This window comes from Pseudoduganella sp. UC29_71, from assembly GCF_042693265.1.
Taxonomy (GTDB): Bacteria; Pseudomonadota; Gammaproteobacteria; order Burkholderiales; family Burkholderiaceae_D; genus Rugamonas.
Genome location: NZ_CP170549.1, coordinates 963,285 through 977,361 on the forward strand (window position 1 = coordinate 963,285; position 14,077 = coordinate 977,361).

Genomic DNA, 14,077 nt, shown 5'->3' on the forward strand with positions numbered 1-14,077 from the left:
CGGGCGCAATCGATTACTTGGCGGCGAGCGCGTACGGCACCTCGATGGTGGCAATCACGCCGCTTGGCTGGTTGGGCTGGATGTTCAGCGAACCCTGGCTGCCGTGCAGCAGCTTCAGGCGTTCGCGGATATTGCTCAGGCCCAAGCCGGTGCCGTCGCTGGGCTTGGCGCCGAAGCCCAGGCCGTCGTCGGCCACGATCACGCGCAGCTTGTTGTGCGCCACTTCGGCGCGCACGCGCAGGGTGCCGCCCTCGGGCTTGCCTTCCAGGCCGTGCTTGATGGCGTTTTCCACCATCGACTGCAGCATCATCGGCGGGAAGGCGGCGGTGCGCAGGCCGTCCGGCACGTCGAAATCGATGGTCAGGCGCTCTTCCATGCGCATTTTCAGCAGCGCAAGATAGGCAGCCACCATGTCGGCCTCGCGGCCCAGGTTGGTGATCAGGTTACTGTCGCGCATTTGCGGCAGCACGGCGCGCAGGTACTTGATCAGGCTGCGCTGCATGGCCGACGCGCGCGGCGGGTCGGTTTCGATCAGGTGCTCGACCGAGGCCAGCGTGTTGAACAGGAAGTGCGGTTCCACTTGCGCCTGCATCATCTGCATTTTCGCTTCGCTCAGCTGGCGCTGCATGGATTCGCGCTCGGCGGCGGCGTTGGCGGACTGGGTTTGCGCTTCGGCGCGCTTTTTGCCGCCCATCAGCGCCTTGGTGGCGAACAGGGCCAGCACCAGCAAGGATACAAAGCTCTTGAACCAGGTCGAGGCTTGCTTGTGGTAGCGCGACACTTTCTGTTCGGCCGCGTCGTCCACCGCCTCCTCGATGGCATTGGACAGTTCTTCGCCGATCTGCGGCGGCAATTCGATGTGGACCTCTTCGCCGGGCAGGGCGGGGGCGGCGGGCGCGGCCGGTGCGCGGGCGGCGCGGCCAGCGCGGCCGGCGTTCTCGGCTTTGCCGGCCGGTGCCGCCGGTGCTGCGGGAGCGGCCGGTGCCGCCGGCGCTGCCGGCGGGGCGGCCGGCTCGCCGTGCTCAGGTGGTTCGGGCAAGGCTGGTGCCGAAGTGTCGCTGCCATCTTCGGCGCCGGCGGGAGGCGCTTCTTTGCGTATCTTGCTGCCGCGCGGGTTGAAGTGGATGCCGCTGTCGTCGATCAGGATATTGGTATCGCTGCCGGGGCGGGAGCGCTTGCGCTCCTTGGTCACGTATTCCTCGTCCGGCCGTGACGAGAACAGCTCGTCCTGCAGGATGGAGCCGGCAATCAGGGCCAGTGCGGCGAACAGAAAGAATTTCCACCAAGATAATTGCGTGACCCAAGTGGCGGTAGCGTCGAAGCCTTTGTGCAGCCAGGCGAGGATGGTCTTCAGCGTGTCTTGGACTTTGGGTTGGGGAAACATGTAATGCCTTCAATTTCTCGGATGATGCAACTGTACGCAAAGTGGACGCTATGCGCCACGGCATTGCGACAGTCTGCATAAATCGGGTCCTGGAATGGGATAGGGCACAGCCGGACGGCAGGCCCTTGCGGAATGCGCGGGCCTTTGCTATAGTTCTGTCCCCGCGCTGCTGAGCACAGCTTGCAGCGCAGGAGAGGTGGAAAAGCAGGGGTTGACGGACGTAGCGAAAGACCTCATAATCTCGCCTCTCTGCTGCTGAACAAAACGCTTCAGCAACAACGCAGAATTCTTTAAAAATTTACAATCGATAAGTGTGGGCGTTTGATGATGAGGCCCGCAGCGCAAGCTGTGAAACTCAAATTATTAAACGCTCAACGAAAAACAAACGTGACCATCGAAAGATGGAATCGTCAGTTATTTTGAAGAGCGACCAAGTCAGCAATGACTTTAAACAGAGATTGAACTGAAGAGTTTGATCCTGGCTCAGATTGAACGCTGGCGGCATGCTTTACACATGCAAGTCGAACGGTAACAGGGAGCTTGCTCCGCTGACGAGTGGCGAACGGGTGAGTAATATATCGGAACGTACCCAAGAGTGGGGGATAACGTAGCGAAAGTTACGCTAATACCGCATACGATCCAAGGATGAAAGCAGGGGACCGCAAGGCCTTGTGCTCCTGGAGCGGCCGATATCTGATTAGCTAGTTGGTAGGGTAAAGGCCTACCAAGGCATCGATCAGTAGCTGGTCTGAGAGGACGACCAGCCACACTGGAACTGAGACACGGTCCAGACTCCTACGGGAGGCAGCAGTGGGGAATTTTGGACAATGGGCGCAAGCCTGATCCAGCAATGCCGCGTGAGTGAAGAAGGCCTTCGGGTTGTAAAGCTCTTTTGTCAGGGAAGAAACGGTTTCGGCTAATATCCGGAGCTAATGACGGTACCTGAAGAATAAGCACCGGCTAACTACGTGCCAGCAGCCGCGGTAATACGTAGGGTGCAAGCGTTAATCGGAATTACTGGGCGTAAAGCGTGCGCAGGCGGTTTTGTAAGTCTGTCGTGAAATCCCCGGGCTCAACCTGGGAATGGCGATGGAGACTGCAAGGCTAGAATCTGGCAGAGGGGGGTAGAATTCCACGTGTAGCAGTGAAATGCGTAGAGATGTGGAGGAACACCGATGGCGAAGGCAGCCCCCTGGGTCAAGATTGACGCTCATGCACGAAAGCGTGGGGAGCAAACAGGATTAGATACCCTGGTAGTCCACGCCCTAAACGATGTCTACTAGTTGTCGGGTCTTAATTGACTTGGTAACGCAGCTAACGCGTGAAGTAGACCGCCTGGGGAGTACGGTCGCAAGATTAAAACTCAAAGGAATTGACGGGGACCCGCACAAGCGGTGGATGATGTGGATTAATTCGATGCAACGCGAAAAACCTTACCTACCCTTGACATGGAAGGAATCCCCGAGAGATCGGGGAGTGCCCGAAAGGGAACCTTCACACAGGTGCTGCATGGCTGTCGTCAGCTCGTGTCGTGAGATGTTGGGTTAAGTCCCGCAACGAGCGCAACCCTTGTCATTAGTTGCTACGAAAGGGCACTCTAATGAGACTGCCGGTGACAAACCGGAGGAAGGTGGGGATGACGTCAAGTCCTCATGGCCCTTATGGGTAGGGCTTCACACGTCATACAATGGTACATACAGAGGGCCGCCAACCCGCGAGGGGGAGCTAATCCCAGAAAGTGTATCGTAGTCCGGATTGTAGTCTGCAACTCGACTGCATGAAGTTGGAATCGCTAGTAATCGCGGATCAGCATGTCGCGGTGAATACGTTCCCGGGTCTTGTACACACCGCCCGTCACACCATGGGAGCGGGTTTTACCAGAAGTAGGTAGCTTAACCGCAAGGAGGGCGCTTACCACGGTAGGATTCGTGACTGGGGTGAAGTCGTAACAAGGTAGCCGTATCGGAAGGTGCGGCTGGATCACCTCCTTTCTAGAGTAGGCACCACGCCAAGCGCTCACACTTATCGATTGTTCCGTTCTTTAACAATTTGGAAGAAGTAAAGATTTATTGAATATCGCAAGATATTCAGGGTAGTAGATAAATCATCAAACACAGTAGTAAATGCTTGATACCGATAGCCGTCAAGGTTATAGGGACAAGTGAATAAGTGCACATGGTGGATGCCTTGGCGATTACAGGCGATGAAGGACGTAGAAGTCTGCGATAAGCCTCGGGGAGCTGACAAACAAGCTTTGATCCGAGGATTTCCGAATGGGGAAACCCGGCCTTATAGGTCATTGCATGCTGAATACATAGGCATGCAAAGCGAACGCGGCGAACTGAAACATCTAAGTAGCTGCAGGAAAATAAATCAACCGAGATTCCCAAAGTAGTGGCGAGCGAAATGGGATGAGCCTGCATGATTTAGCATGACGCATAGTGGAACGCCCTGGAAATGGCGGCCATAGCGGGTGATAGCCCCGTACACGAAATGCGACGTGTGGAACTAAGTATGCGACAAGTAGGGCGGGACACGAGAAATCCTGTCTGAAGATGGGGGGACCATCCTCCAAGGCTAAATACTCGTAATCGACCGATAGTGAACCAGTACCGTGAGGGAAAGGCGAAAAGAACCCCGGGAGGGGAGTGAAATAGATCCTGAAACCGTGTGCATACAAACAGTAGGAGCGGACTTGTTCCGTGACTGCGTACCTTTTGTATAATGGGTCAGCGACTTACATTCAGTGGCAAGGTTAACCAGATTGGGGAGCCGTAGAGAAATCGAGTCCGAACAGGGCGCCAGTCGCTGGGTGTAGACCCGAAACCAAGTGATCTACCCATGGCCAGGTTGAAGGTGCGGTAACACGCACTGGAGGACCGAACCCACTAATGTTGAAAAATTAGGGGATGAGCTGTGGGTAGGGGTGAAAGGCTAAACAAACTTGGAAATAGCTGGTTCTCTCCGAAAACTATTTAGGTAGTGCCTCAAGTATCACCATCGGGGGTAGAGCACTGTTATGGCTAGGGGGTCATCGCGACTTACCAAACCATTGCAAACTCCGAATACCGATGAGTGCGAGCTTGGGAGACAGACGTCGGGTGCTAACGTCCGGCGTCAAGAGGGAAACAACCCAGACCGCCAGCTAAGGTCCCAAAGATTGGCTAAGTGGAAAACGAAGTGGGAAGGCTAAAACAGTCAGGATGTTGGCTTAGAAGCAGCCATCATTTAAAGAAAGCGTAATAGCTCACTGATCGAGTCGTCCTGCGCGGAAGATGTAACGGGGCTAAGCCAGTCACCGAAGCTGCGGATATGCGTAAGCATATGGTAGGAGAGCGTTCTGTAAGCCTGCGAAGGTGTCTTGTAAAGGATGCTGGAGGTATCAGAAGTGCGAATGCTGACATGAGTAGCGATAATGGGGGTGAAAAGCCCCCACGCCGTAAGCCCAAGGTTTCCTGTTCAACGTTCATCGGAGCAGGGTGAGTCGGCCCCTAAGGCGAGGCAGAGATGCGTAGCTGATGGGAAGCAGGTTAATATTCCTGCACCGTCGTATGATGCGATGGGGGGACGGATCGCGGAAGGTTGTCTGACTGTTGGAATAGTCAGTTTCTGCTTCATAGAAGGCACTTAGGCAAATCCGGGTGCGCAATTCAAGGGAGCGGGACGAGCGGACTTGTTCGCGTAGCAATCGGAAGTGGTTCCAAGAAAAGCCTCTAAGCTTCAGTCATACGAGACCGTACCGCAAACCGACACAGGTGGGCGAGATGAGTATTCTAAGGCGCTTGAGAGAACTCGGGAGAAGGAACTCGGCAAATTGGTACCGTAACTTCGGGAAAAGGTACGCCCCGGTAGCTTGGCTGATTTACTTCAGTAGGGCGAAAGGGTTGCAATAAACTGGTGGCTGCGACTGTTTAATAAAAACACAGCACTCTGCAAACACGAAAGTGGACGTATAGGGTGTGACGCCTGCCCGGTGCTGGAAGATTAAATGATGGGGTGCAAGCTCTTGATTGAAGTCCCAGTAAACGGCGGCCGTAACTATAACGGTCCTAAGGTAGCGAAATTCCTTGTCGGGTAAGTTCCGACCTGCACGAATGGCGTAACGATGGCCACACTGTCTCCTCCCGAGACTCAGCGAAGTTGAAGTGTTTGTGATGATGCAATCTACCCGCGGCTAGACGGAAAGACCCCATGAACCTTTACTGTAGCTTTGCATTGGACTTTGAACCAATCTGTGTAGGATAGGTGGGAGGCTTTGAAGCGGGGACGCCAGTTCTCGTGGAGCCAACCTTGAAATACCACCCTGGTTTGTTTGAGGTTCTAACCTTGGTCCGTGATCCGGATCGGGGACAGTGCATGGTAGGCAGTTTGACTGGGGCGGTCTCCTCCTAAAGTGTAACGGAGGAGTTCGAAGGTACGCTAGGTACGGTCGGACATCGTGCTAATAGTGCAATGGCATAAGCGTGCTTAACTGCGAGACCGACAAGTCGAGCAGGTACGAAAGTAGGACATAGTGATCCGGTGGTTCTGTATGGAAGGGCCATCGCTCAACGGATAAAAGGTACTCTGGGGATAACAGGCTGATTCCTCCCAAGAGTTCATATCGACGGGGGAGTTTGGCACCTCGATGTCGGCTCATCACATCCTGGGGCTGTAGCCGGTCCCAAGGGTATGGCTGTTCGCCATTTAAAGTGGTACGTGAGCTGGGTTTAAAACGTCGTGAGACAGTTTGGTCCCTATCTGCCGTGGGCGTTGGAAATTTGAAGGGGGCTGCTCCTAGTACGAGAGGACCGGAGTGGACGAACCTCTGGTGTACCGGTTGTCACGCCAGTGGCATTGCCGGGTAGCTAAGTTCGGAAGAGATAACCGCTGAAAGCATCTAAGCGGGAAACTTGCCTTGAGATGAGATTTCCCGGAGCTTTAAGCTCCTTGAAGGGTCGTTCGAGACCAGGACGTTGATAGGCTGGGTGTGGAAGTGCAGTAATGCATTAAGCTAACCAGTACTAATTGCCCGTAAGGCTTGTCCCTATAACCTTGACGGTTATATCGCATTTGCCTGTGTTTGAATTACTACCCAATTTACTTCTTCCAGATTGCAGCTGCGTGCCATAGCACGCAGCGTACAAGTCAAAGCCTGATGACCATAGCAAATCGGTCCCACCCCTTCCCATCCCGAACAGGACCGTGAAACGATTTTGCGCCGATGATAGTGCTGCAACCAGTGTGAAAGTAGGTTATCGTCAGGCTAGTTATAAAGAAAAAGCCCACCAAGTGATCTTGGTGGGCTTTTTTGCGTTCTGCACAAAAAAACAACTTTTGATCTTTTGTTATCTGATAAGATTTTGATAATTATCAATAAACAAAGGAATTTACATGCGAACACAGGCTCTCTTTGGGCTGCTGGTAGCGGCCGTGATGACGACGGGCGAGGCGGCGGAGTCGTTCCGCAGCGAGGTGACGCGCACCAGTTACGGTGTGGTGCACGTCAAGGCGGCCGACTTCCGCAGCCTGGGCTACGGTCTGGCGCATGCCTACGCTGAAGACAATATTTGTATGCTGGCCGACACGCTGCTGACCGTGCGCGGCGAGCGTTCGCGCTATTTCGGCCCGGACGAGAAGGCGACCAAACCGAAGAACGGCGAATACGGCGCCGCGCTGGAATACGTGGACCTGCGCAACGAGGACAGCGACTTCTTCTTCAAGGGCTATCTCGATCCCGATCAGTTGCGCGCCGGGTACGCGGCCAGCACGCAGGAAGTGCGCGATGTGCTGGCCGGCTATGTGGCCGGGTACAACCGCTACCTGCGCGACCACGGCGCCGGCCTGCCAGCCGCCTGCAAGGGCGCGGCCTGGGTCAAGCCCATGAGTTTGGATGACATGTATTTGCTGATCGCGGAAAAGGCGCTGCACGCCACCGGCGAAGTATTCGCCGCCGCCATCGTTGGCGCCGCGCGCGAGCCGTCCGCCGCCGTGGCTATGGCGAAGAGCCTCGCGCCCGCCGTGCGCAAGATTCCGATGGGCATGCCTGCTGGCTTGGGCAGCAATGGCCTGGCCGTGGGCAAGGCGGCCAGCGCAAACGGGCGCGGCATCCTGCTCGGTAATCCCCATTATCCGTGGACCAGCGCCGACCGTTTCTACCAGGTCCACCTGACCGTCCCCGGCAAGTACGACGCCATGGGCGCCAGCCTGGGCGGCATGCCTGCCGTAGTCATCGGCTTCAACAAGGATCTGGCCTGGACCCACACGGTCACCAAGGCGGTGCACTTCACCACCTTCAAGCTCGACCTGGACCCGGCCGATCCGACCGGCACCACGTACTTCTATGACGGCGCACCCGTGAAAATGACGTCGCGGACCGTGTCGGTCGACAGCCTGCAAGCGGACGGCACGCTGGCGTCGAAACAGAAGACCTTTTACTTCAGCAAGCAGGGCGCGGTGATCGTCATGCCGGACGCGGGCGTGGACTGGACCGCGTCGAGCGCCTTTGTGCTCGGCGACGCCAACCGCGGTAATACGCGGCTGGTGCAGCAATGGCTGGCCATGGGCAAGTCCGCCAATGTGGCGGCGCTGAAAGGCAGCCTGACCGCGATTGCCGGCCTGCCGTGGGTGAACACCATCGCGGCTGACCGCGATGGCAATACTTTGTACATGGACGGCAGCGCCGTGCCGAACATGGGCACCGACAAATTCCTGTCGGACTGCCTGATACTGCCTGAACTAGTGGGCTTCGACGGTTCGCGCAGCGAGTGCGCATGGGGCCAGGACCCGGACACGCCGGCCGGCATTTTCGGCGGCGCCAATATGCCGGCGCAGGAGCGGCAAGACTACGTGGCCAACTCGAACGACGCTTACTGGCTCAGCAATGCGCGCGAATTCCTGACCGGCCCTGCGCCGTACGGCTACTCGCCGATGTACGGCTCCACCGGGGTGGAGCAGACGCTACGTACCCGCATCGGCTTCAAGCAGCTGGAGTCCGCGCTGTCGGAGGAGCGTTTCCTGGATACCGACGACCTGCAGCGCCTGATGTTTGCCAACCGTGTGCATGCGGCCGAGCTGATCCTGCCCGAATTGCTGCCGGCCTGCCTGGCGTCGAATGACCGGCAACTGCTGCTGGCTTGCGCCGTGCTGCTGATTTGGGACCGCAAGGCGGACCTGGATAGCCGGGGCGCCGTGCTGTTCCGCGAGTTCTGGAATATAGCTGCCGCCATCCCTGACAAGTGGAAAGTGCCGTTCGATGCGGCGGACCCGGTCAATACGCCGCGCGGGCTGGCGCCGGCCGCCAAGCCGGCCATGCTGGACGCCTTGCGCGCCGCGGTCGCCAAACTGGACGCGCAGCGCGTGCCGCTGTATGGCCGTCTTGGGGATTACCAGAACGAAGTGCGCAACGGCAAGCGCTATCCGCTGCATGGTGCCATTGGCGACATCGACGGTTCCTACAATTCCATCAATATGGTGGGCGATCTCGGGCCGGCCGGCTACACCAACGTCAGCTGGGGTACCAGCTACATCCAGGTGGTGGGTTTTGACCAGGCGGGGCCGGTGGCCAAGGGCTTGCTGGTGTACGGCCAGTCGGTGGACCCGAAGTCCACGCACTATGCGGACCAGTTGCCGCTGTATGCGCGCAAGACGCTGTTCAAGCTGCCCTTCACGGACGCGCAGATCCGCTCCGACGTGGGCTACCAGTACAAAGTACTGACGGGAAATTAGTCCTTGCGGTGCCGCACTATGGCGGCTATAATCCTGTCCCCGCGCTGCTGAACACCGCAGCGCAGGATGGAAGAGAAAAATCAGGGCTTGACGGATTAAACGAAAGGCCCCATAATCTTCCTTCTCTGCTGCTGAACAAAACGCTTCAGCAACAACGCAGAATTCTTTAAAAATTTACAATCGATAAGTGTGGGCGTTTGATGATGAGGCCCGCAGCGCAAGCTGTGAAACTCAAATTATTAAACGCTCAACGAAAAACAAACGTGACCATCGAAAGATGGAATCGTCAGTTATTTTGAAGAGCGACCAAGTCAGCAATGACTTTAAACAGAGATTGAACTGAAGAGTTTGATCCTGGCTCAGATTGAACGCTGGCGGCATGCTTTACACATGCAAGTCGAACGGTAGCAGGGAGCTTGCTCCGCTGACGAGTGGCGAACGGGTGAGTAATATATCGGAACGTACCCAAGAGTGGGGGATAACGTAGCGAAAGTTACGCTAATACCGCATACGATCCAAGGATGAAAGCAGGGGACCGCAAGGCCTTGTGCTCCTGGAGCGGCCGATATCTGATTAGCTAGTTGGTAGGGTAAAGGCCTACCAAGGCATCGATCAGTAGCTGGTCTGAGAGGACGACCAGCCACACTGGAACTGAGACACGGTCCAGACTCCTACGGGAGGCAGCAGTGGGGAATTTTGGACAATGGGCGCAAGCCTGATCCAGCAATGCCGCGTGAGTGAAGAAGGCCTTCGGGTTGTAAAGCTCTTTTGTCAGGGAAGAAACGGTTTCGGCTAATATCCGGAGCTAATGACGGTACCTGAAGAATAAGCACCGGCTAACTACGTGCCAGCAGCCGCGGTAATACGTAGGGTGCAAGCGTTAATCGGAATTACTGGGCGTAAAGCGTGCGCAGGCGGTTTTGTAAGTCTGTCGTGAAATCCCCGGGCTCAACCTGGGAATGGCGATGGAGACTGCAAGGCTAGAATCTGGCAGAGGGGGGTAGAATTCCACGTGTAGCAGTGAAATGCGTAGAGATGTGGAGGAACACCGATGGCGAAGGCAGCCCCCTGGGTCAAGATTGACGCTCATGCACGAAAGCGTGGGGAGCAAACAGGATTAGATACCCTGGTAGTCCACGCCCTAAACGATGTCTACTAGTTGTCGGGTCTTAATTGACTTGGTAACGCAGCTAACGCGTGAAGTAGACCGCCTGGGGAGTACGGTCGCAAGATTAAAACTCAAAGGAATTGACGGGGACCCGCACAAGCGGTGGATGATGTGGATTAATTCGATGCAACGCGAAAAACCTTACCTACCCTTGACATGGAAGGAATCCCCGAGAGATCGGGGAGTGCCCGAAAGGGAACCTTCACACAGGTGCTGCATGGCTGTCGTCAGCTCGTGTCGTGAGATGTTGGGTTAAGTCCCGCAACGAGCGCAACCCTTGTCATTAGTTGCTACGAAAGGGCACTCTAATGAGACTGCCGGTGACAAACCGGAGGAAGGTGGGGATGACGTCAAGTCCTCATGGCCCTTATGGGTAGGGCTTCACACGTCATACAATGGTACATACAGAGGGCCGCCAACCCGCGAGGGGGAGCTAATCCCAGAAAGTGTATCGTAGTCCGGATTGTAGTCTGCAACTCGACTGCATGAAGTTGGAATCGCTAGTAATCGCGGATCAGCATGTCGCGGTGAATACGTTCCCGGGTCTTGTACACACCGCCCGTCACACCATGGGAGCGGGTTTTACCAGAAGTAGGTAGCTTAACCGCAAGGAGGGCGCTTACCACGGTAGGATTCGTGACTGGGGTGAAGTCGTAACAAGGTAGCCGTATCGGAAGGTGCGGCTGGATCACCTCCTTTCTAGAGTAGGCACCACGCCAAGCGCTCACACTTATCGATTGTTTCGTTCTTTAACAATTTGGAAGAAGTAAAGATTTATTATTTTCGTTTGATCGCAAGATTGAACGAGGGTAGTGATTGTATGTATCAACAAACGCAACAACGTAGTACTTCTTGCTTTATAGCGGTTCTTTGTTAGTCGCAAGGAATCAATGTTATAGGGACAAGTGAATAAGTGCACATGGTGGATGCCTTGGCGATTACAGGCGATGAAGGACGTAGAAGTCTGCGATAAGCCTCGGGGAGCTGACAAACGAGCTTTGATCCGAGGATTTCCGAATGGGGAAACCCGGCCTTATAGGTCATTGCATGCTGAATACATAGGCATGCAAAGCGAACGCGGCGAACTGAAACATCTAAGTAGCTGCAGGAAAATAAATCAACCGAGATTCCCAAAGTAGTGGCGAGCGAAATGGGATGAGCCTGCATGATTTAGCATGACGCATAGTGGAACGCCCTGGAAATGGCGGCCATAGCGGGTGATAGCCCCGTACACGAAATGCGACGTGTGGAACTAAGTATGCGACAAGTAGGGCGGGGACACGAGAAATCCTGTCTGAAGATGGGGGGACCATCCTCCAAGGCTAAATACTCGTAATCGACCGATAGTGAACCAGTACCGTGAGGGAAAGGCGAAAAGAACCCCGGGAGGGGAGTGAAATAGATCCTGAAACCGTGTGCATACAAACAGTAGGAGCGGACTTGTTCCGTGACTGCGTACCTTTTGTATAATGGGTCAGCGACTTACATTCAGTGGCAAGGTTAACCAGATTGGGGAGCCGTAGAGAAATCGAGTCCGAACAGGGCGCCAGTCGCTGGGTGTAGACCCGAAACCAAGTGATCTACCCATGGCCAGGTTGAAGGTGCGGTAACACGCACTGGAGGACCGAACCCACTAATGTTGAAAAATTAGGGGATGAGCTGTGGGTAGGGGTGAAAGGCTAAACAAACTTGGAAATAGCTGGTTCTCTCCGAAAACTATTTAGGTAGTGCCTCAAGTATCACCATCGGGGGTAGAGCACTGTTATGGCTAGGGGGTCATCGCGACTTACCAAACCATTGCAAACTCCGAATACCGATGAGTGCGAGCTTGGGAGACAGACGTCGGGTGCTAACGTCCGGCGTCAAGAGGGAAACAACCCAGACCGCCAGCTAAGGTCCCAAAGATTGGCTAAGTGGAAAACGAAGTGGGAAGGCTAAAACAGTCAGGATGTTGGCTTAGAAGCAGCCATCATTTAAAGAAAGCGTAATAGCTCACTGATCGAGTCGTCCTGCGCGGAAGATGTAACGGGGCTAAGCCAGTCACCGAAGCTGCGGATATCCGCAAGGATATGGTAGGAGAGCGTTCTGTAAGCCTGCGAAGGTGTCTTGTAAAGGATGCTGGAGGTATCAGAAGTGCGAATGCTGACATGAGTAGCGATAATGGGGGTGAAAAGCCCCCACGCCGTAAGCCCAAGGTTTCCTGTTCAACGTTCATCGGAGCAGGGTGAGTCGGCCCCTAAGGCGAGGCAGAGATGCGTAGCTGATGGGAAGCAGGTTAATATTCCTGCACCGTCGTATGATGCGATGGGGGGACGGATCGCGGAAGGTTGTCTGACTGTTGGAATAGTCAGTTTCTGCTTCATAGAAGGTGCTTAGGCAAATCCGGGCACGTAATTCAAGGGAGCGGGACGAGCGGACTTGTCCGCGTAGCAATCGGAAGTGGTTCCAAGAAAAGCCTCTAAGCTTCAGTCATACGAGACCGTACCGCAAACCGACACAGGTGGGCGAGATGAGTATTCTAAGGCGCTTGAGAGAACTCGGGAGAAGGAACTCGGCAAATTGGTACCGTAACTTCGGGAAAAGGTACGCCCCGGTAGCTTGGCTGATTTACTTCAGTAGGGCGAAAGGGTTGCAATAAACTGGTGGCTGCGACTGTTTAATAAAAACACAGCACTCTGCAAACACGAAAGTGGACGTATAGGGTGTGACGCCTGCCCGGTGCTGGAAGATTAAATGATGGGGTGCAAGCTCTTGATTGAAGTCCCAGTAAACGGCGGCCGTAACTATAACGGTCCTAAGGTAGCGAAATTCCTTGTCGGGTAAGTTCCGACCTGCACGAATGGCGTAACGATGGCCACACTGTCTCCTCCCGAGACTCAGCGAAGTTGAAGTGTTTGTGATGATGCAATCTACCCGCGGCTAGACGGAAAGACCCCATGAACCTTTACTGTAGCTTTGCATTGGACTTTGAACCAATCTGTGTAGGATAGGTGGGAGGCTTTGAAGCGGGGACGCCAGTTCTCGTGGAGCCAACCTTGAAATACCACCCTGGTTTGTTTGAGGTTCTAACCTTGGTCCGTGATCCGGATCGGGGACAGTGCATGGTAGGCAGTTTGACTGGGGCGGTCTCCTCCTAAAGTGTAACGGAGGAGTTCGAAGGTACGCTAGGTACGGTCGGACATCGTGCTAATAGTGCAATGGCATAAGCGTGCTTAACTGCGAGACCGACAAGTCGAGCAGGTACGAAAGTAGGACATAGTGATCCGGTGGTTCTGTATGGAAGGGCCATCGCTCAACGGATAAAAGGTACTCTGGGGATAACAGGCTGATTCCTCCCAAGAGTTCATATCGACGGGGGAGTTTGGCACCTCGATGTCGGCTCATCACATCCTGGGGCTGTAGCCGGTCCCAAGGGTATGGCTGTTCGCCATTTAAAGTGGTACGTGAGCTGGGTTTAAAACGTCGTGAGACAGTTTGGTCCCTATCTGCCGTGGGCGTTGGAAATTTGAAGGGGGCTGCTCCTAGTACGAGAGGACCGGAGTGGACGAACCTCTGGTGTACCGGTTGTCACGCCAGTGGCATTGCCGGGTAGCTAAGTTCGGAAGAGATAACCGCTGAAAGCATCTAAGCGGGAAACTTGCCTTGAGATGAGATTTCCCGGAGCTTTAAGCTCCTTGAAGGGTCGTTCGAGACCAGGACGTTGATAGGCTGGGTGTGGAAGTGCAGTAATGCATTAAGCTAACCAGTACTAATTGCCCGTAAGGCTTGTCCCTATAACATTGATAAGTTGTAGGCGAGAAGTGCGCATGTTGTGCGTA

At 55.0% G+C, this 14,077-nt stretch carries 2 protein-coding genes and 5 rRNA genes; 6 read left to right on the forward strand and 1 reads right to left on the reverse strand.

Annotated elements, in window-relative coordinates; all coding sequences use genetic code 11:
• Positions 1-13 precede the first annotated feature (13 nt).
• The gene (locus tag ACFJI2_RS04285; RefSeq protein ID WP_377703892.1) at positions 14-1,384 is read right to left on the reverse strand and encodes a sensor histidine kinase; all 1,371 of its coding nucleotides are present in this window, start codon (positions 1,382-1,384) and stop codon (positions 14-16) included.
• A gap of 460 nt (positions 1,385-1,844) precedes the next feature.
• On the opposite strand from ACFJI2_RS04285, the gene ACFJI2_RS04290 reads away from it, so the two are divergent.
• The 6 genes from ACFJI2_RS04290 (at position 1,845) to ACFJI2_RS04315 (ending at position 14,032) form a co-directional block, all read left to right on the forward strand.
• A 16S ribosomal RNA gene (locus ACFJI2_RS04290) occupies positions 1,845-3,375 on the forward strand.
• 164 nt (positions 3,376-3,539) lie between these two features.
• Positions 3,540-6,412 (forward strand): 23S ribosomal RNA (locus ACFJI2_RS04295).
• A gap of 105 nt (positions 6,413-6,517) precedes the next feature.
• Positions 6,518-6,630 (forward strand): 5S ribosomal RNA (rrf, locus tag ACFJI2_RS04300).
• Together the 16S, 23S and 5S rRNA genes form the textbook arrangement of a ribosomal RNA operon.
• A 127-nt stretch (positions 6,631-6,757) precedes the next feature.
• On the forward strand, positions 6,758-9,091 hold the full coding sequence (locus tag ACFJI2_RS04305; RefSeq protein WP_377703893.1) for a penicillin acylase family protein: 2,334 nt from the start codon (positions 6,758-6,760) through the stop codon (positions 9,089-9,091).
• A gap of 336 nt (positions 9,092-9,427) precedes the next feature.
• Positions 9,428-10,958: ribosomal RNA gene (locus tag ACFJI2_RS04310) — 16S ribosomal RNA — on the forward strand.
• A 200-nt stretch (positions 10,959-11,158) separates the two neighbouring features.
• Positions 11,159-14,032: ribosomal RNA gene (locus ACFJI2_RS04315) — 23S ribosomal RNA — on the forward strand.
• Positions 14,033-14,077 lie beyond the last annotated feature (45 nt).

Coding starts and splice junctions, on each gene's coding strand:
- ACFJI2_RS04285 (WP_377703892.1), bottom strand. CDS start 1,384: ATGTTTCCCCAACCCAAAGTCCAAGACACGCTGAAGACCATCCTCGCC.
- ACFJI2_RS04305 (WP_377703893.1), top strand. CDS start 6,758: ATGCGAACACAGGCTCTCTTTGGGCTGCTGGTAGCGGCCGTGATGACG.